Source organism: Aerococcaceae bacterium DSM 111021 (assembly GCA_020112395.1).
GTDB lineage: Bacteria > Bacillota > Bacilli > Lactobacillales > Aerococcaceae > Ruoffia.
Window position 1 is genome coordinate 1,283,900 of the sequence record JACCEK010000001.1, and the last position, 18,335, is coordinate 1,302,234.

At 38.9% G+C, this 18,335-nt stretch carries 20 protein-coding genes and 1 other RNA gene; 1 reads left to right on the forward strand and 20 read right to left on the reverse strand.

Annotation, left to right across the window (positions count from 1 at the left end; translation table 11 throughout):
• Positions 1 to 28 precede the first annotated feature (28 nt).
• The 15 genes from rsmI to HYQ40_06005 form a co-directional block, all read right to left on the reverse strand.
• On the reverse strand, positions 29 to 907 hold the full coding sequence (gene rsmI / locus HYQ40_05935) for a 16S rRNA (cytidine(1402)-2'-O)-methyltransferase (protein ID MBZ6527314.1): 879 nt from the start codon (positions 905 to 907) through the stop codon (positions 29 to 31).
• On the reverse strand, positions 885 to 1,256 hold the full coding sequence (locus HYQ40_05940) for a GIY-YIG nuclease family protein (protein ID MBZ6527315.1): 372 nt from the start codon (positions 1,254 to 1,256) through the stop codon (positions 885 to 887). Before HYQ40_05940 ends, rsmI begins: the two co-directional genes overlap by 23 nt.
• The gene (locus HYQ40_05945) at positions 1,246 to 2,007 is read right to left on the reverse strand and encodes a tRNA1(Val) (adenine(37)-N6)-methyltransferase (GenBank protein ID MBZ6527316.1); all 762 of its coding nucleotides are present in this window, start codon (positions 2,005 to 2,007) and stop codon (positions 1,246 to 1,248) included. Before HYQ40_05945 ends, HYQ40_05940 begins: the two co-directional genes overlap by 11 nt.
• 25 nt (positions 2,008 to 2,032) lie before the next feature.
• Positions 2,033 to 2,392: a DUF972 family protein gene (locus HYQ40_05950; protein ID MBZ6527317.1), complete on the reverse strand. Its 360-nt coding sequence runs from the start codon at positions 2,390 to 2,392 to the stop codon at positions 2,033 to 2,035.
• A gap of 31 nt (positions 2,393 to 2,423) precedes the next feature.
• Positions 2,424 to 3,383 carry a hypothetical protein gene (locus HYQ40_05955; GenBank protein MBZ6527318.1) on the reverse strand — a complete coding sequence of 320 codons (960 nt, stop codon included), beginning with the start codon at positions 3,381 to 3,383 and terminating at the stop codon, positions 2,424 to 2,426.
• Positions 3,384 to 3,398: 15 nt separating this feature from the next.
• On the reverse strand, positions 3,399 to 3,728 hold the full coding sequence (locus HYQ40_05960; protein ID MBZ6527319.1) for a cyclic-di-AMP receptor: 330 nt from the start codon (positions 3,726 to 3,728) through the stop codon (positions 3,399 to 3,401).
• A 13-nt stretch (positions 3,729 to 3,741) separates the two neighbouring features.
• The gene (locus tag HYQ40_05965) at positions 3,742 to 4,377 is read right to left on the reverse strand and encodes a dTMP kinase (GenBank protein ID MBZ6527320.1); all 636 of its coding nucleotides are present in this window, start codon (positions 4,375 to 4,377) and stop codon (positions 3,742 to 3,744) included.
• 18 nt (positions 4,378 to 4,395) lie between these two features.
• The gene (gene recR / locus HYQ40_05970; protein MBZ6527321.1) at positions 4,396 to 4,992 is read right to left on the reverse strand and encodes a recombination protein RecR; all 597 of its coding nucleotides are present in this window, start codon (positions 4,990 to 4,992) and stop codon (positions 4,396 to 4,398) included.
• Positions 4,993 to 5,010: 18 nt separating this feature from the next.
• A complete protein-coding gene (locus HYQ40_05975) occupies positions 5,011 to 5,325 on the reverse strand; it encodes a YbaB/EbfC family nucleoid-associated protein (GenBank protein MBZ6527322.1) in 315 nt (104 codons plus the stop codon).
• Positions 5,326 to 5,617: 292 nt separating this feature from the next.
• Positions 5,618 to 6,127 (reverse strand): ECF transporter S component, encoded by a 510-nt coding sequence (locus HYQ40_05980; GenBank protein MBZ6527323.1) that lies wholly within the window; start codon positions 6,125 to 6,127, stop codon positions 5,618 to 5,620.
• Positions 6,128 to 6,186: 59 nt separating this feature from the next.
• Positions 6,187 to 8,322 carry a DNA polymerase III subunit gamma/tau gene (dnaX, locus tag HYQ40_05985; GenBank protein MBZ6527324.1) on the reverse strand — a complete coding sequence of 712 codons (2,136 nt, stop codon included), beginning with the start codon at positions 8,320 to 8,322 and terminating at the stop codon, positions 6,187 to 6,189.
• Positions 8,323 to 8,441: 119 nt separating this feature from the next.
• Positions 8,442 to 10,346: a M13 family peptidase gene (locus tag HYQ40_05990; protein MBZ6527325.1), complete on the reverse strand. Its 1,905-nt coding sequence runs from the start codon at positions 10,344 to 10,346 to the stop codon at positions 8,442 to 8,444.
• A gap of 153 nt (positions 10,347 to 10,499) precedes the next feature.
• Complete coding sequence (locus HYQ40_05995) at positions 10,500 to 10,943, reverse strand: HIT family protein (protein ID MBZ6527326.1); 444 nt, start codon at positions 10,941 to 10,943, stop codon at positions 10,500 to 10,502.
• Between the two features lie 77 nt (positions 10,944 to 11,020).
• Positions 11,021 to 13,438, reverse strand: a complete 2,418-nt coding sequence (locus tag HYQ40_06000) for a flavocytochrome c (protein ID MBZ6527327.1) — start codon at positions 13,436 to 13,438, stop codon at positions 11,021 to 11,023.
• 24 nt (positions 13,439 to 13,462) lie between these two features.
• Positions 13,463 to 14,062 (reverse strand): NAD(P)H-dependent oxidoreductase, encoded by a 600-nt coding sequence (locus HYQ40_06005; GenBank protein MBZ6527328.1) that lies wholly within the window; start codon positions 14,060 to 14,062, stop codon positions 13,463 to 13,465.
• A 179-nt stretch (positions 14,063 to 14,241) separates the two neighbouring features.
• Here HYQ40_06005 and HYQ40_06010 point away from each other — a divergent pair, with 179 nt between their 5' ends.
• Positions 14,242 to 15,177: a LysR family transcriptional regulator gene (locus HYQ40_06010; protein MBZ6527329.1), complete on the forward strand. Its 936-nt coding sequence runs from the start codon at positions 14,242 to 14,244 to the stop codon at positions 15,175 to 15,177.
• 40 nt (positions 15,178 to 15,217) lie between these two features.
• Here HYQ40_06010 and HYQ40_06015 read toward each other — a convergent pair whose 3' ends face one another.
• The 5 genes from HYQ40_06015 to HYQ40_06035 all read right to left on the reverse strand — a co-directional run bounded on the left by HYQ40_06015 (position 15,218) and on the right by HYQ40_06035 (position 18,263).
• Positions 15,218 to 16,141, reverse strand: a complete 924-nt coding sequence (locus HYQ40_06015; GenBank protein ID MBZ6527330.1) for a 2-keto-3-deoxygluconate permease — start codon at positions 16,139 to 16,141, stop codon at positions 15,218 to 15,220.
• Positions 16,142 to 16,290: 149 nt separating this feature from the next.
• Positions 16,291 to 16,383: signal recognition particle sRNA small type (gene ffs / locus HYQ40_06020), an RNA gene on the reverse strand.
• Positions 16,384 to 16,424: 41 nt separating this feature from the next.
• The gene (locus tag HYQ40_06025) at positions 16,425 to 17,009 is read right to left on the reverse strand and encodes a uracil-DNA glycosylase family protein (protein ID MBZ6527331.1); all 585 of its coding nucleotides are present in this window, start codon (positions 17,007 to 17,009) and stop codon (positions 16,425 to 16,427) included.
• 249 nt (positions 17,010 to 17,258) lie between these two features.
• Entirely contained in the window at positions 17,259 to 17,774 is a 516-nt protein-coding gene (locus HYQ40_06030) for a nucleoside deaminase (GenBank protein MBZ6527332.1), read from the reverse strand.
• Positions 17,775 to 17,909: 135 nt separating this feature from the next.
• The gene (locus tag HYQ40_06035) at positions 17,910 to 18,263 is read right to left on the reverse strand and encodes a hypothetical protein (GenBank protein ID MBZ6527333.1); all 354 of its coding nucleotides are present in this window, start codon (positions 18,261 to 18,263) and stop codon (positions 17,910 to 17,912) included.
• Positions 18,264 to 18,335 lie beyond the last annotated feature (72 nt).

The following is an 18,335-nucleotide window of genomic DNA, read 5'->3' on the forward strand; positions in this document are numbered from 1 at the left end:
CGCTGTCCCTCCTCTACATATTTTTCTTCTATGTTAAGTCATGATAATCATTATATACAATTTGTTTTTTCACTTCACGAATTTTGGCTACTTCTTTAATCGCATCTTTCGCCTGAATCCCTTTAGTCGACATAATTAACTCTACGTGTTCCTTATAAGGCAAAGCAGACACCGCCTCTTCTTGGGAAGCTTCTAGTGTGCCACCTTCAATTAACAAAACACACTCGCCTTTAAGCTCACGCCCTTGAACATCGTTACTCACTTCACTTGCACTCCCGCGAATATATTCCTCATACCGCTTAGTCAATTCACGCCCAATGACCACTCGCGTGTCCTCACCTAAATGAGTGACAATTTGAGCAACAGCTTGTTTGATACGATACGGCGACTCATAAAAAATCGCAGTCTCATCACGTTGCCCTACAATCTCAAGCGCTGCTTTTTGGTCTGATTTCCCTCGAGGGAAGAATCCGTAATATGTAAACTGCTCACTTGGTAATCCAGATGCTACTAATGCCGTTAATGCCGCATTCGCTCCCGGTAAAGCTACAACCGACAACTCTTCTTCAAGACATGCTTGAACTAAAGGTTGACCCGGATCATTGATTAAAGGCATTCCCGCGTCACTCACTAAAGCAATCATCTTGCCGTCCTGCAATTCCTTAACCCAAGCCGTCACTTCATTACTACGTGAATGTTCATGAAAACTACGTAAGTTCGCTTGAATATCAAAGTGATTCAGTAACTTAATCGTATTTCGCGTATCTTCAGCTAAGACGATATCGGCATCCTTTAAGATATTCACTGCTCTAAAGGTCATATCTTCCAAATTACCAATAGGCGTTGGAACTAAATATAATATACCTGCTTCTTGTTGTTGGAAACTATGTTGTTGCACCTTTATCATGCTCCTCTATTTGCTCATTGTTAACACTTACTTCGTCAGTAAATTTATTCACTAACACTAATTGTTGGCTGTTAACGTCGCTTTGTCCGTGTTCTTTTAAATATCTTTCCTTCTGTGGTCGAGTCAGGCGCTTGAACTTCGCCTCAGCACTCATCGCGCGTGATTTCGTATCCCAACGCTCAGCATAAATCATTCGAACAGGAAGCCGCTTACGAACCCGCGTGTACTTAGCCCCTTTACCTTCATTATGTGTCGCTAAGCGATTCGCTAAATCAACCGTATACCCCCCATACAAGGTACCATCTTGACAATACAATACATAAAAGTAGAAAGCCCGCTTAGTTGCCATTATATATCGCCTTCAGTGCATCCGTGTAGTCACCATTATCCCCATGAACAATAATTGGTGGTTCAATCTTCACACCTCGACGCCCTCCGCGGTAGATGGCTTCAATTAACACACCATTAGCATCCAGATCCTTTTTAGGATGAATAAACTGAATCCGATGAATGCTAAAGTGATATGCTAATAATGTCTCCATCAAATCATCCAACCGACTTGGACGATGAACAATAAAGAGTTTCCCTTTTTGACGCATAATTTGACTCGCTTTTTTAACCCATTGGTCCAAAGTCAAAGTCAGTTCATGACGTGCTAAAGCATGACTTGTTAACTGATGCGTCGCATCCGTATCATCCACTAAAAAATACGGTGGGTTACAACTAATCACGTCATACAAATCCCCAGGCGTATAGACAATCTCATTAATATCACCTTGTAGAAACGAGATTTGCTTCTCTTTATCATTCCACTTGGCACTTCGCCTAGCCATATCTACTAAGGGTTCTTGCAACTCAATCCCTTGTAACGGCGCCTCTGTCCTATAAGACAAGAGTAGTGGAATCACACCATTTCCGCTACAAAAATCAAGATACTTAAAGTTATTCCGTTTAGGTAATTTAATAAAATCCGCCAACAACAATGCATCCACTGACAAAGTGAAATACTCTGGACTTTGGATAATACCTAATTTACCTTCTAAAAATGAATCAACTCGTTCGGTTGAATGAACGAGTTGTGATTTATTTTGAACATTCATGAACAAGCCTCCTCAATAATGTATATTATGAACGATTTTCTAAACGCTCGAGAATTTCTTGGCAGAACAGACACTGCTCATTGGAAGAACGACGTGATCCAAAGAATTCATGACAAACATGAATCCCTTCATTGTAAAAACCTAAAAGACTGTCCCGACCGCTACTTGTCTGACTCCCAGTCTCCCCTTCAGAATCCTCTTCGTGAGTATCTGTTTGAGTCTTAATTAACAAACTTTTTAAATCATTATTGCTCATACGCAATTTGTTATTCTCTTCTACTAAGTTATCAATAACTTCTCGCAGCTGTGCCACCGTATCACTTAACTGAAGCAAATGCGTCTCTGCTTCATCAAACATCTCTAAGTAATTATTTTTGTCTTCCATTTTTTGGCACACCCTCTCTTTTAAAAATATATTATTGGCTTGCTAAGATGGCAAGACGTTCCGTGGCTAGCTGAGGCGAAACATTTGCCTGTAATCGTTGTTTCGTCTCGATAATCAAATCATTTAGATTCAATATATGCGCTAACTGCGGTTGTTTTGTTTTAATCACTTCATTAATAAAATATGGTTGAATTAAACTCTCATCTTCTGTATTCGACAATATTCTTAACATACTATGGTTTAAAATTAATAAATAATCCATTCCATCTAAAGCTTGTTGAACGTTCAACGTGTTTTTAAGTTGTGTTTGAACTAAGATAACAGCGTGAAGATTGCCATGTGCCAATGTTGAATAAAAGTAATTCAACGCTTTAAACCAATTCGAAACGACTGCTTCATCATAATCGCTGACAAAACGCTCTGCTGCTTCCGATGACATCTTCGCAAAAATCCGTGCATGTGCTTCCGATACACCTGCATCAACAAAGTAAGCCGTACGCTCAGTCGAATTCGCTCTCGGAAAATGAATCGCTTGAACCCTTGATTGAATCGTTGGGAGTAAATTACTTTTAGCTTGTGTATATAGAACTAAATAAACACCTTCAACCGGTTCTTCTAAAAAGGTTAACAGTGCATTCGCACTTGATGGATTCATCGTTTCTGCTTGTTCAATCACAGCCAGTTTAAAATCACTTTCAATCGAACTCGTTGATAGCCATTCTTTCAATTCACGAATTTGATTCACTCGAATAGATTGACCATCTGGTTGAATATTTATGACGTCCGCTAATTGATTTGCTTCTGCCTTTTGACAATGCTCACACACCCCACAAGGCGTGCCCTCTTCGTCTTTATTCAAACAGCCTAATGCTTTAACTAACTCCGTTGAAACGTGTTGCTTACCTTCATAATCATCTCCAGTAAAGACATATCCATGAACAAGTCGGTTTTGGTGAATTAATTCATAAAAATGCTGACTTAATCTCCCCATTTTTACACCTCTAGCCTAGAATCGGTAGAAGCTATCAATTGGTAATACGAACACAATCGCGCCACCTACTTCAACCTTCATCGGAAATGACGTTGCTACTTCTAAGTTCATATCTAAGTTCGCTGGGTAAGCGACAACTTGTTCACGTTGTTGTGAACATTCGCGAATAATATCCATCACATTGTCCACATTATCATCTTCAACCCCGACTAAAAATGTCGTATTCCCATGCTTTAAAAATCCCCCCGTACTACTTAACTTAGTAGCCGAGATGTTGGCCTCACGAAACGCATTCCCTAATACAGCTTCATCTTGGTCTTGTACAATTGCAATGACTAATTTCATGATGATCCTCCTCTTATTCTATAAGTTCCTTGTCTTTTAAAACGGATAAACACTCTTTAGCAACTTCTTGAACGCTTTGATTACCATTCACTAATACGATACGATCATTCTCTCTCTCAAAATTCAAGAAAGCTTCGCGTACCATTTGGTGAAAGTCAATACTCTCTTGATCTAAACGGTCAAATTGTCTCTGGCCTCGCGCTTTGTAGATGCGCTCTAAACCAACTTCCGCTGGAACATCTACCAACAATGTTAATTCAGGCATATGGTCTTCAATCCCGAATTTGTTAATCGCCCAAATCTCTTCAACAGGAATGCCTCGCGCAATCCCTTGGTATGCGATCGAGCTATCCACAAATCGATCAGTAATAACAATCTGACCACGTTCTATCGCTGGTAAAACTGTCTCGATTAGATGCTGACGGCGACTTGCCGCGAATAACAATGCTTCCGTACGTGCATCCATGGCTGTGTTATCTACATCCAAAATCACTTCACGAATGCGTTCAGCAATTGGACTCCCGCCCGGTTCTCTTGTTGTAAGAACATCGTAGCCTTTTGCTTCTAACATTTTTTTTAACTCTCGTACTACACTTGTCTTACCTGATCCATCAGGTCCTTCAAGTGAGATAAATTTCCCTTTAGTCATCTCTACACTCCAACTCTTTTATAACTCGCGTCGCCCTTCAATGGCTCTAAACAAAGTCATTTCATCTGCATATTCAATATCACTACCAACAGATAAACCGTGAGCAAGGCGTGTTACTTTGATTCCAGCAGGTTTGATTAAACGAGATAAATACATGGCAGTTGCTTCACCTTCAGCCGTCGCATTTGTCGCTATAATCACTTCTTTAATCGTCTCATCTTCAAGTCGCTTAATTAAACTTGGAATGTTTAAATCCTCCGGTCCTGTACCCTCCATTGGTGACAACACGCCACCTAACACATGATACAATCCTCTGAACTCTTGCATTCGCTCCATTGACATAACATCTCGTGTATCTTCAACAACAAGCACTTGACTACGGTCACGACTCTCATCCGTACAAACAATACACGGATCAGAATCAGTAATATTCCCGCAAATACTGCAATGTGTCAAATCGCGTTTCGCATTAATTAAATTTTGTGCGAACTCCAAAACATCTGTCTCGTTCATATCAAGCACATAGAAAGCATGTCTTGCAGCTGATTTTGCTCCAATACCTGGTAATTTTGTAAACGAATTAATCAACTTCGCAATTGGCGCGGGATATTGCATACAGTCTCCTACTTTCTATTAAAACGGTAAGTTTAATCCTTGTGTATATTTCCCTAAACGCTCTTCAGTCGCTTTATCAACCTGCGCTAAAGCATCGTTCACAGTTACAATTACTAAGTCTTGTAACATTTCAATATCTTCTGGATCTACTAAAGCTTCTTTAATATCTAATTCAACAATTTGCTTTGTTCCTGTTACTTTTACATTTACTAAATTGTTATTGTCTGATGCCTCAAAGATTGTTGTTTCAATTGATTTTTGCTCTTTTTCCATATCTTTTTGCATTTTCTGCATCTTTTGCATCATACCTTGCATATTTCCCATATTACCCATTCCACGTGCCATAAATAAATCTCTCCTTTTTCTTATACTCTTAGTTTACCATATTTAGGCTCTTTTTGCGTTGCCTTCGCTTGACGATTTCATTGTTATTTTCTAAAAAAACCAGCTAGTCTAAAACCCGCTGGATTAAGCTGTAACTTCATTTCAACTTGCTACTTTGAAAGCGAGTAATAGTACAATTTTGTGCTTGCAGGTTATCGTGAGTTTTCCGACAACCCGCAAACTTATTTACGGGTCTTCGTCAGTTTTACGACGATTCATTCAGCCAATCTCTCCTATAAATTTACCTAAACCGATCAAACACCGGTTTAATTGGCCAATACAATAACGGTACTAATACTGCTGTTATTAAGCCAGTAAACATTGACGCTGGCATAGCTGTGATTGCACTCGCTACCGCTGCGCCCATGACCGATCCGAGAATAAGCTGTTGTAAGATATATTTACAAAATATCACAACAATTTTCGTAATCGCGCCTATGATACCAATGGTTATAATATTTCTCATGCGGTTATCGTAGTCAAACACATAACGGTATAGACCTTCGACAACTAACAAGACAATGAAATTCTCAAGTAGCGTCAACCAAACAACGGGTAAATAACCCGATGTAATATCAAAGATAGCAAGTCCTAGTAAAGCGGATATCGCTCCTTTTTTAAAACCCATAAATAATACCGCTAAAATAACAAGTGCATTCCCTGGGTGAACAAACGTGTTGCTAATTGCCGAGGGCATTGGTATTCGAATCATATAAATTGCCAATACAATTAAGGCTGAATACGTCGCCATCTGTGTTAAATCTCTCGTATCTATTTTTTCCTTCACACAAATCACCCATTCTCATATTCTTACCGATCGTAGTAAATATTCACATTCTCTTCGCCAAATATTTCAATGGCTTTGGTTACAATCTCGGGAGGACCTTCTTCCTCTTCATCATCCTCATTATCTAATTCCATTGTTCGACGATCAGGTGAGCCTCCTTGTGAAAAGATGTCATCAATACTTCTCGCCGAGTTCGGCAAAGACGCTTCAAGTGAATCCATCAATCCGTTATTACCCGATTCAGTCTCTGACGGTGCATCTTGTCGCTCTTCCTTAGCCAGTTGACTTTGAGTAGCCACGGACGCCTCTACAGTTTGTGTGTTTTGATCTTCTTTATCCGCAGTAATTGTGGCCTCTTCATCTGGCTTAGCTTCTTGAACCGTTTCCGTTACAGTCTCAACGACTTCTTGCTCTTCTTCCACATCATCTTCTATTGGAATCGGTGCACCATTATTTTTCTTACGTAACATAGCATAGTTCTTACGCACATCAGCCCACTCACTGGCTAAGATAATGACAATCTTCATTGAAATACCTGCTTTTTGTTCTACAGTCTCTTCAATTAAGCGAATCAATTCACGGTCTTGTTGCACATCTCCAGCATAAGCTGGATTCGGGAAGCTAATCAAGACGCTGCCTTCACCTGCCGCAAGTGGCTCGGTATCAAAAAACTTTGCACGTTGTTGCGGTGACAATTCTTGTAGAACGTTTGACCAATGCTCCTTCATTAAGCCTATATGTTGGTGGGTCGCAGTATTTAGTACACGGTAGACTTTATTTAATTGCAACGCATACTGAGCTTGTTGACGAACGGGACGCTTACGGGGAATTTTCGGTTCTTCTTCCACTGGCTTCGCATCATTTACCTCTGGCTCTAGTCCACCGTTTTGATTAATCGGTTGCACCTCACGGCTTTCAGTTTGCTTGCTTTGGAAAGTTTTAATCAGCTTGTCTTGACTCTGCACTTGTTGTGACAAAGCAGCCAAATTCTCTTCCAACTGACGCACTGTATCCATCAATGTAACTACCTCGCTTGGAGCACCATTCGACGCACTTGCTTGGTTGGGTCCTGACACTAGTTGACCTTTATCAGTCTGAGCCAATTGAATGGTCATCACTTCAATATACAAGTTAGGCGACGTTGTAAAACGCATCTTACCTTGTGTGTCATTCAATGTATCAATTAATAAATAATAGAAATTCGCCGGCACTTCCTCACGCAACGGTTGAATTTCACTTTCGCTTAGTAAGGTTTTATTTTGGTTGATATGTAGTGTTAATAACATATCACGGCTGAATAAGATGAGCTCATCAATAAAACGCGCCGCTTGCTTGCCTTTTTGAAGTTGATCTTTGACAATTCCTAACGCATCTTCAATATCTTGACGGTAGACCGTTCGAATATAATTCAAGAAAGCCAATTGATTAAGACTTCCCGACACTTCTAAAGCCGTGTCTACGGTCACTTCTTCCGTATTAAAAGATATCGCTTGATCTAAAAGACTAACCGTATCTCGCATCCCACCATTGGCAGAACGCGCAATAATCGCCAAGGCTTCCTCTTCATAATCAATATTATCATGTTCAAGAATCTCAATCATTCTGCCCATAAGCTCTTGGTCTGTATAGAGTTGGAAGTCAAAACGTTGTGTACGAGACAAGATTGTCGCTGGAATTTTGTGCGCTTCCGTCGTTGCTAAGATAAACACAACTTGTTCAGGCGGTTCTTCTAATGTTTTCAACAGCGCATTGAATGCAGCTGTCGTTAACATATGCACCTCATCAATAATATACACTTTAAAGCGAGCTTGACTCGCTGCGTAACGAACATTTTCACGTAGTTCACGAATCTCATCAACACCGTTATTCGATGCCGCATCAATCTCGACAACGTCTCCTAACTGGCCTTCAGTAATTAACTGACACATCTCACATTTATTACACGGATTACCGTCCGTTTGGTTTGGACAGTTAATTGCCTTCGCCAGAATCTTTGCAGCACTTGTCTTACCTGTTCCACGCGGACCTGTAAATAAATAAGCGTGACTAATATGATTCGACTTGATTGCATTTTTTAGTGTTTCTTTAATAATGGGTTGTCCAACCATCTCGTCAAATGTTTGCGGGCGCCAAACCCGGTAGAGCGCTTGATAACTCATTTATTATCCCCTTCCACATGTTCATAGTCTTACTCATTATAAACAAAAATACCCTTCATGACTATGAAATAAAAATGAATTCACAGTCATAAGGGAAGTATTAACTCTCTATACTAATTCTACCATATTACCACACGCTCTTCAGGTGAAAAATACATCTTATCGCCTTCTTTGACATCAAAGGTCTCATAAAACTCGTCTAAATTACGTACTTGAATATTCGCACGCAATTCAGCCGGTGAATGCACATCAATCGATAATAATAATTGTTGATATTCAGGTCGTGCTTTCAAGCTCCAAATACGCGCCCAGTTCATAAAGAATTCAGCTAAGTTCGCATCATCTTCTTGCTTGGCCGCTTCTAAGGCAGCTGTTAACCCGCCGCCATCTGCAATGTTTTCAGATACTGTTAACTTACCATTTACCTTACCTCCAGCAATGTCAATTCCGTCCCATTGCTTAATCATCGCTTGAGCCTTTTGATCAAAGGCTTCCAGATCTGCTTCTGTCCACCAATTATTCATATTTCCTTGTGCGTCAAATTTTGCTCCATTATTATCAAACGCATGCGACACCTCATGAGCAATCACTGCCCCAATTCCTCCGTAATTTTCACTACGAGATTGATTCACATTATAGAACGGCGCTTGTAAAATCGCAGCTGGGAAGCAAATTAAATTATAATTCGGATGGAAGTAAGCATTCACAGTTGCAGCACTCATACCCCATTCACTGCGATCAACATCTTTATTCCAACGCGCAAAGTCACGTTCATTAAACTGACGTGTAAACTCCGCAGTATTCGCATAAAAACTCGCATCTTCATCAACTTTTAACTGAGTGAAAATCGCTGGATATGTATCAGGGTATCCTACAAAAATATCTAACGCATCTAATTTCTGAATCGCTAGGTCAATCGTTTCCGGTGTCAGCCACGTATTTGCTTTCAAACGATTTTGATAGACTTGGATCATCGCTTCAACCATCTCGCGCACGTCTTGACGAGCTTTCTCTCCAAAGTATTTCTTACCGTAATAATCCCCAACTACTTGACTAAACGTGTTAATCGCAAAATAGTAAGCATGCTTTTCGGCACTTTGTGTCTTAGGACTTCCCGACAAAGCCAATTGATATAGACTTCCCGCTTGACGAATCTCTTCAGATAACATTGTAGTTTGGCTGTTGGCTAAATTCACAATCATCCACGCTCTTAGTAGTTCAATATTCTCATCATTTACAACTTTTTGAAAGGCTTCAAAAAATTTAGGCTGTGTGACAATGGCTTTATCAATCTCTTCGCCTAACAACTCTTTAAATAATGCCAAAAAATTAAATTCATTCGAATAAGCTTGAATTTCTTCCGGTGTACGTGGATTATACGTAATTGTATAGTCCGCTAACTCCTCGGAACTCTTCATATGTGGAATGAATAACGCATCGAATTCAATGGCTTGATTTACTAACTTTGTCGCCTCCGCCGCATCAAAATCCATTAACTCAAGTACTTTTTGGCTCATATCTTTGTAAACAGTTAACAAGCGCTCGCCCGCTTCATTTCCTTCTTGGTAATACGTCGTATCCGGTAATATTTTACCAGGCACAGATAAACCTAAGATATACGTCGTCGTATCTTTCATATCTGGTGCAATCCCTAAAGAGAAAGGTAATGGTAAATCATATAATGCCCACTCTGATGCAATCGCTTGCAATTCTTTGATAGATTGTAATCCATTTAACTTTTCAAACAAGGGTTGTACAGGTTGCGCTCCTAAAGAGTCTCGCTCTTTGAAATTCATCGCTTGTTGGTAATACTTAATCATCTCAGCTTGTTCAGCATTGGTTAAATCAATCTTACCATCAACCATCGCATTGATATCTTCCATTAATAATTCCTCTACCCCATCACGTAGATTCATAAACCCACCCGTTGATGGTTTATCATCTGGAATAACCGCCGTTTCAAGCCATTCACCATTTACTGCATGGTATAAATCATCTTTTATCAGTTGTTCGTTCACTGCCATAAACCACACTCCTATTAGTATATTAAATTCATTATAACACGGTTATATTAAGCACGAATGAAGTGATGCTCACGTCAGGTCGGTTTATGTCCTATAAAAAAAATGAGCCTAGACAGCCGACAAATTGTCAGCAGCTAAGCTCAGTAAATCTAATTAAATTCCTAATTCTTTACGAATATCAGAAGCCATCTTCTCATGTGCTGCTTCATCGAGGTATGTTTCTTTAGGATTCATCGCAAAGGGCGTTCCCCACTCAAATTCGCCTTCATATTTAGGCACAAGATGGAAGTGTAGGTGCGAACCGCCATCGCCGTATGCACCGTAGTTAATTTTGTCAGGTTGGAAAAGTTTATGCATTGCTTTAGCAACTTTATTTACATCAGCAAAGTATTTATTTCGCTCTTCATCTGTAATATCAACCATTTCGCTCACATGCTCCTTATACGCAACAATGATACGTCCTGGATGACTTTGTTCACGGAAAATGATTACTAGTGACGTTTCAAGTTCACCTACCAGATAGCCAAACTCATCTAATAATTCACCTTTTTGACAATAACCACAATTTGGATCTAAAACCATATTACATACCTCCATTTTCTTATTTTACTTTATTATATAGGAGTTTTAACAAGCATCCTATACTCGAGTAAAATATTTTTGCCCGCAGCGCGTTATGCTAAACGAGAAGCGTTCTTACCAGCAATGCGACCGAACGTAAAGATATCTGATAAAGCATTCCCACCTAGACGGTTCCCTGCATGAATCCCTCCAGCAACTTCTCCAGCTGCATATAGACCCGGAATAATATCGCCGTCTTTAGTCAATACATGTGTATCTGAGTCGATTTTTAATCCACCCATTGTATGATGGACCGCTGGTTTTCTTGGTGTTGCATAAAAGGGTGCTTTCTCAACTTTATATTCAAAGGCCCCTTTATGAAACTCTGGATCTTCCCCGGCTTCAACATACGAATTGTATTTATTAATGGTTTCAACTAATACCGCCGGATCCATACCAATCATCTCAGCTAATTCTTCTAGCGTATCTGCGCGGAATAGAATACCTTGCGCGACTTCTTTCTCAATCTTCTCATCATTGGTATTCATGGCAGTGTTTTTAATATTTTCATCTGCGATTAAGTAGAATAAACCACCATGATCGATCGCTGCTTTAGATAATTCATCTCGACTACCATATTCGTTAACGAACCGTTTACCTTCTTGGTTAACCATTATAAAGTTTGCGGGTGGCACTTGTAGTCCTGAGAATAGCGCTCCAGTATTTGGATCGGTTGTTGGTAACATTTGAATATAACCCATATCAACTAAATCTGCGCCAACACTCTCACCTAAACGAATACCGTCACCCGTAATAGCAGGTGAATTCGATGTTTTAATATCATCCGCAATCTCAGCCCAATATGTATTATATTTTTGAAGCATCTTCGTGTTTGAACCAAATCCACCTGAAGCAAGAACGACTGAGTCTGCATGAACGATAACTTTGCGCTTGTTGGGTCCATAAGCAATTAAGCCGACAACTTTACCGTCTTCAACGATTAATTCTTCCACTGACGTATCTGTTATAATCTCTCCACCGTGAGCAAGTACGTATTTCTGAAGGGCATCAACATAAGCAAATCCTTCATTCTCTTTCGGTTTGTGACCTCTTCTCCAGTTCGCTCCCACTGGCATTTGGACATTCTCTTTATCGAATTCAACCCCGATATCTTCTAACCAGTGAACTGAGTCTAAGACATTATCCGTTAACGTCTTCACTAAATCATAGTTTCCGTAAGCTTCATTGCCTTCTAGGTCATGTCGTTTACCACCTAGATATGTTTGAATTCGATGCCATAAAGTTGAATCAAATAAAAATTCTTCTTTCCCATCAACTTGGTTGAAATAGTCTTGAATTTGTTCTTTAAGCATATTAAAGTCTTCACGGTATTCCGCGTGGATTTCTGCTTCATCCAGCTCAAGAATGCCTTTTAACGTTGTATCTTCACCGGCTAAAGCTGTCATCCCATTTTGCCAGACAGGGTTGGCCGCATTCATTGGTCCACCCGTTCTAACTGTGTTACCACCAATCGATGGGAATTTTTCAAGCAATGTTACTTTTTTGCTTTCTTGAAGTGTACTTGCGGCTGCACTTAATCCCGCTCCCCCACCACCAATCACAACCACGTCAGTTGTGATTTCAAGTGGTTCTTCTTGAGGTTGTTGCGTTACTCGACGACGTTTTCTCATAACTTCTGCATCTGCTCCAGCTAATTCAACCGCAGTAGCTACTCCATCAATAACCCCTTTACTTGTCACTGTTGCGCCAGAAATAACGTCAACGTTTAACGTTTGACCGTCTAGAATTTCTTCTGGAATACGTGTGAATACAACATCCGCAATTCCTGCTGACTCGCCTTCAGTATCAATTTCAATCGCTTCAATACGGTTCTTTGATAAGCGAACCACCATTGGTAAATCACCATTATGCCCAGGTGTTGTCACTGAATATTCACCTGGAACAAACTCAATTTCTTCCGGGATATTTAATAAATTTGCCACATCTGTAAAACGAACGAATTTTTTGAAGCAACTTTCAAGAAACTCAATTGTTTTTTGATCTTTTAATTGCTCGTTTTCATCAAAGGCTTCATGCACACGTCCTAATAGAAATTCACTTCCTGGCATCACTATCGCATTTACACCCGGTGCGTCTAAGACTTGGCGTAAATGTAGTTGCGAACGTGACGACCCTTGAACATCATAAGATGCCCCTACAATCATCACAGGTTTACCATCGAACGGATGCACTTTGAAAGATAACCATTCTAAGGTGCTCTTTAACGCAGATGGTATCGAGTGATTATGTTCTGGTGTCCCAATAATGACCCCATCAGCTTCCATAATTTTTTGGTTTAACTCTTGAATCACTTCACTGTCCGTTTGATCATTAGATTGGTTAAACATAGGCACTTTGTCTATTTCTAACACTTCAATATCAACATCTGTAAAATGCTCTTTCATAAAATGCAGCAACATTCGGTTATAAGAAAATTCAGCGTTCGTACCAACAATCCCAACAAATTTCATAATTAATTACCTCCTATAACGTAATTATTTCCAAGTAAATGACATTTGACTCTTTCTAATTTTAGATGAAGATTCTAATAACCTATTTGTTATTTCAACAAACTCAACGAACTCTTCAAAAACCTCTTCCAGTTCTTCAACTTTTGTTTGATTTTTTAAATTGCCTTCCTCATCAAATGCTTGGCCAGAATGCCCTAATAAGAATTCAGAACTCGGCATAATACGCGCTTTAAGTTCAGGCGCATCTAGAATCTGACGTAAATGTGCTTGCGCTCGTGATGACCCGAGTGAGCCTAGGGAAGCTCCTGTAATTAAGACTGGTTTGTTTAATAAAGGCTGGGTTGTATATGAAAGCCATTCTAATAAGCTTTTCAATGCAGCTGTAATCGTGTGATCATATTCTGGTGTACTAATAATAACGCCGTCTGCGGCAAGTATCTTATCTGATAATTCTTGAATGCCTTTCGGAGCAATTCTTTCTTTAGGTTCATTAAAAGCAGGTAAATCTTTAATTTCACAGAGTTCAATATCTGCTTGTGAACTAAAATGCTTTTGAATATATTGTAATAATTGGCGGTTTGTCGACTGATCTGAGTTTGTACCTACAATTCCTATCAATTTCATCTTTAAAATTCCTTTCTATTCAATGCGCATGTGACAAATTGAGCATGGTGTCGTAAAAAAATTTATCCCATGAACTTCAATACTTTATACCTATATAATAAATATTAATGAGCCCATTGTGAAGTATTTATTTAGTTATGATATCATAAGTAAAAAGCTATAAGAAAGAAGTGTGACATATGTCTCTGAATAATTATCAAGATATCTTGCAATACATTGATGTGCTACTCAAACATAATTCATTCACTAAAGCAGCCAAAGATCTGTACATTTCTCAACCTTATCTCACTCAAATTATTAAGAAAATCGAAGATGACTTAGGCACCGAAATCATTAATAGAAAAAGCCCTCAGCTACAATTAACTGAAGCAGGAAAAGTGTATTATCAATATTTGGAAAATTCAGAAGCCGAATTAAATCAATTGAAAAACACGTTAATTCAATACAATGAAGATTCTCCCATTTCTCTCAGTATTGGTGTCTTGTCTAGTCTCGCAACCTTTATCTTACCGATTACTTTACCAAAATTTGTTCAAGCACATCCCGAAGTCACGTTAACGATTCTAGAAGATTTACCAAGTAACAGTGAAGCGAAAGCAATGAATCAAGAGATTGATTTCTATATTGGTCAAAATCCAGAGACAGTCTCCCCTTCGTTGATAACACATCTTTGTGGAACCCATCGGTATTATGCTGTGATTCCACCTAGTTCGGATTTATATGTCAGTGGCTCCGTTCAATTAAGCCCTAATACAATTGCGATTGATAAATTATTAAGCCAAGACTTAGTTCTAACTTCGAGTGGATCTGCCATTCGCCGTCAAATTAACCGACTTTTAAAACGCTACAATATCACGCCTAATATTGTTCTAGAAAGCACAAATATTTACACTGTTTCGAAATTTGCAGAACATGGTACAGGTGTTGCTTTTATCCCTGAAAGTGCCGTGCCTACTTTACAGGAAGATTTAGAATATAATTTATATCCTATCTCCCTCGACTTAATGTCCGTTGATTTCTTTATCGCTTACTCTTCACAACTTTATTTAACTGATCTGCATCATGATTTCTTGAATCGATTCATTACGAATGTGCAGACGCATTTGATAGTATAAAAAAATATCGTTAGATTCTTCGAGGAATCTAACGATATTTTTATAATTTATTTTTACTATATCTTTTTACAATGATCGGTGTCAGAATACTCGTGATGACAACAACTGTTAGTACTTGAGCGGTTGCAGTTGACGTATATTCCATATATTCTGGATTCATAGCTCCAATAACAGCCGGGGTACTCAGCGATACACCTGCCGCTGACATCATCGAAAGTGAAGCCACTCCATTATTTTTCAATACTTTTGTGTCAAGCGGGAGTTGGTATAGGTTAACTAAATAGTAAATACCTACTAATAGTAATCCCACTAAACCGGATTGCGTAGCTTCAATTAAATTTAAGCCTTGCCCAATATTCCATCCTAATAAAGGTAGTAAAGCTGCAACTCCTGGTCCGAACAATTTATGGAACTCTTGATCAATATTTCCAAGTATTATTCCTAAAATTACTGGAATCAGCGTTGAAATGAGTGACATCCATTCAAAGCCTTCAGCTGAAGATAAACTATAGATAAATACCGGCACTAATGGAATGGCGAACAAAGAGGTAATACCAAAGACTGTCTTGTCTTCCTCTTTTCCAAAATCATTAACTAAAGCTAAATAAACTGCAGGATTAATACTTCCAATTGCAACAATGAACGCAATGGCACTAATTCCCAAAATACCACCTTGTCCAAAAATACTGATGTATAAAAGACCTAAAACAATCGTCACAATGAAGCGCACAAGTAATAGCACACCATGATTTTTCACTACTTTCTTTAAAGCACCAAGCTTCATACCTGTCCCCGAAAAGAAGCTTAATGCACCAGTAATGAAAGGCATCCCTGAACCTGAAAGTAATCCCTCAGTTAAGCCACCAACATGAAATAAATCTGGCCAAAATGTATAAATAAACGCTGATAATATCATTGGAACTAAGAAAGTGCCCGCAGGAATCTTATTGATCGACTTCAACATCTTATCATCCCCTATTTGATATTGTTTAATTATGTTCAATATACACTATTGTCAAAGAATAATCTTGATATAGTCTCGTTTGAAGGGCCAGACGTGTTTTAGTAATAAAAAAATAGAACGCTTGGATTTACAAGCGTTCTTCCATTTAAATAATTGCACAAAAAAAGGCACATAGCTTCACCACTTATAGCTGCTACCTTCCGGTCCTGACTCATTCATGGTTCCACTATTGCCAACACTTATAATAGCATAAAAGACACTCGAATGCAAAATCTTTTTAGCATTAATTATCGATTTCTAATATTTCTTCCTGCACTAATATACGAAGGACTGGAATAACATCTTCTTCAAACCACGGATTAATCTTTAACCAACGTTGGTTCAAGGGTGAAGGATGTACTAATGGAAAATATTCTGGCAGATAATCTTTATAATGACGCACGGTCTCTGTTAAATTACGCTGACGCGACTTCCCTAAATAATGCTTCTGTGAATAACTTCCAATTAATAGTATCGTCTTCAGATTCGGTAACTCATCAAGAATACGCGGATGCCATTTTGGTGCAAACTCTTTTCTTGGTGGCACATCACCTGTCTTCGCTTTACCAGGATAATAGAAATCCATTGGTAACTGCGCAATTCGATCCGAACGATAGAATTCTTCTCGTGAAATTCCCATCCATTCACGCAATCGGTCACCACTCGGATCATTCCAAAATAATTGCGTCTCCTCCGCTTTACGCCCCGGTGCTTGGCCAATAATCGCAATTGTCGCTTCCTCGGGTGCTTTGAATAAAGGCGGTATGCCACGATTTGTAAATGCTTCATTCATTGGATCATCCATTATTTCTTTAAAAATCTCATCCATCTTATTCATTTTCATCCCTCCGTTTACATGATAAGTTATCCACAATTAGTTTTATGTTAAAAATCTAGTGGATAAACCTATCAACATAGGTAAACTTTATTGAAAATATACTATAAATGTTTCAATTTATCAACAATTAGGGTAGTTATGAACAGATAGAGGTGTGCATAAGTCTGTTCATAACTCATTTTTCTGTGGATAGTCCAAAGTTATAAACAGATGTTCCCCTTTTTTAGAGAGTTATACACATCATTCTGTGGATAACTTCCGTATTTTCTTCTTTTCACGCAATTCTCGAAAGAAATTTGTTAAAAGTTGTCCACACTCTTCTTCTAAGACACCTCGAATAACTTGTGGTTGATGATTAAAGCGTTCATCTTCTAAAAGATTCATCAATGTTCCACCGCACCCTGCTTTCAAGTCAGCAGCCCCGTAAACTACTGTCTCTACACGTGAATTAATTAAAGCCCCTGCACACATTGGACAAGGTTCTAACGTAATGTACATCGTCGTCCCTTCTAGACGCCACGCATCCAATGCTTTATTGGCTGCTTGAATCGCTTTAATCTCCGCATGCCCAGTCGCATCCAGTTCTAATTCACGGACATTATGTCCACGCGCAACAATTTCTCCGTTCTTAACAAGAATCGCACCAATTGGCACTTCCGCCTTCTCCTTAGCAACTAAAGCTTCTTTTACCGCTTCTTTCATCCATCTCTCATGCACAAGACGAATGGATTCCTCTAATTCAACTGCTTCGATCATATTCCACCTCATATTATCTAGATTCTTAATAAAGTTAGACACAGTTTTCTATATTTTTTTTACACAAAAAACCGAGCAAACCTCTACACACTTAAGTGTACATGATTTGCCCGGATAAATTAACTCTTTTTAGATTTACTCAAAGTACTCATGAACACGGTCTGTCACGTCAGATGACATGTCTTTAGCACGGTTCATAATTGAAGAAAATGTGTCCGACGCTTGATCTTTAACGTTACCTGCACCACTTGCTAACTTAACAATCGTATTCACTTCAGAATCACTTAAGTTATCTACAGCATTCACTAAAGTATCTGAACCGTTTAATTTATGCTTTACAAATAACTTAGCTCTCTCACGGTTCACAACACCTTCAACCCGGTGTCTCACATCATCATTGTAATACATCATTGCTGCGATTCCAGCAACTGCTGCAGCTGAACCTAATAATACTAACCCTAGTGATACATTATTTCCTTTTTTATTCATCGAAATATCCTCCTTATGGGCTATATAAATTATTCAAATCTATATATTCAATTGATAACTATATTATAGCAT

Bases quoted from the DNA above. Each gene is read 5' to 3' on its own strand.
- HYQ40_05975 (MBZ6527322.1), bottom strand. From the start codon at position 5,325: ATGGGTAATATGGGAAATATGCAAGGTATGATGCAAAAGATGCAGAAA.
- HYQ40_06030 (MBZ6527332.1), bottom strand. From the start codon at position 17,774: ATGATCGAAGCAGTTGAATTAGAGGAATCCATTCGTCTTGTGCATGAG.
- HYQ40_05995 (MBZ6527326.1), bottom strand. From the start codon at position 10,943: ATGGAGGTATGTAATATGGTTTTAGATCCAAATTGTGGTTATTGTCAA.
- HYQ40_05960 (MBZ6527319.1), bottom strand. From the start codon at position 3,728: ATGAAATTAGTCATTGCAATTGTACAAGACCAAGATGAAGCTGTATTA.
- rsmI (MBZ6527314.1), bottom strand. From the start codon at position 907: ATGATAAAGGTGCAACAACATAGTTTCCAACAACAAGAAGCAGGTATA.
- HYQ40_05940 (MBZ6527315.1), bottom strand. From the start codon at position 1,256: ATGGCAACTAAGCGGGCTTTCTACTTTTATGTATTGTATTGTCAAGAT.
- recR (MBZ6527321.1), bottom strand. From the start codon at position 4,992: ATGCAATATCCCGCGCCAATTGCGAAGTTGATTAATTCGTTTACAAAA.
- HYQ40_05950 (MBZ6527317.1), bottom strand. From the start codon at position 2,392: ATGGAAGACAAAAATAATTACTTAGAGATGTTTGATGAAGCAGAGACG.
- HYQ40_06005 (MBZ6527328.1), bottom strand. From the start codon at position 14,062: ATGAAATTGATAGGAATTGTAGGTACAAACTCAGATCAGTCGACAAAC.
- HYQ40_05955 (MBZ6527318.1), bottom strand. From the start codon at position 3,383: ATGGGGAGATTAAGTCAGCATTTTTATGAATTAATTCACCAAAACCGA.
- HYQ40_06035 (MBZ6527333.1), bottom strand. From the start codon at position 18,263: ATGAATAAAAAAGGAAATAATGTATCACTAGGGTTAGTATTATTAGGT.
- dnaX (MBZ6527324.1), bottom strand. From the start codon at position 8,322: ATGAGTTATCAAGCGCTCTACCGGGTTTGGCGCCCGCAAACATTTGAC.
- HYQ40_05965 (MBZ6527320.1), bottom strand. From the start codon at position 4,377: ATGACTAAAGGGAAATTTATCTCACTTGAAGGACCTGATGGATCAGGT.
- HYQ40_05980 (MBZ6527323.1), bottom strand. From the start codon at position 6,127: ATGGCGACGTATTCAGCCTTAATTGTATTGGCAATTTATATGATTCGA.
- HYQ40_06015 (MBZ6527330.1), bottom strand. From the start codon at position 16,141: ATGTTGAAGTCGATCAATAAGATTCCTGCGGGCACTTTCTTAGTTCCA.
- HYQ40_06010 (MBZ6527329.1), top strand. From the start codon at position 14,242: ATGTCTCTGAATAATTATCAAGATATCTTGCAATACATTGATGTGCTA.
- HYQ40_06000 (MBZ6527327.1), bottom strand. From the start codon at position 13,438: ATGAAATTTGTTGGGATTGTTGGTACGAACGCTGAATTTTCTTATAAC.
- HYQ40_06025 (MBZ6527331.1), bottom strand. From the start codon at position 17,009: ATGGATGAGATTTTTAAAGAAATAATGGATGATCCAATGAATGAAGCA.
- HYQ40_05945 (MBZ6527316.1), bottom strand. From the start codon at position 2,007: ATGAATGTTCAAAATAAATCACAACTCGTTCATTCAACCGAACGAGTT.
- HYQ40_05990 (MBZ6527325.1), bottom strand. From the start codon at position 10,346: ATGGCAGTGAACGAACAACTGATAAAAGATGATTTATACCATGCAGTA.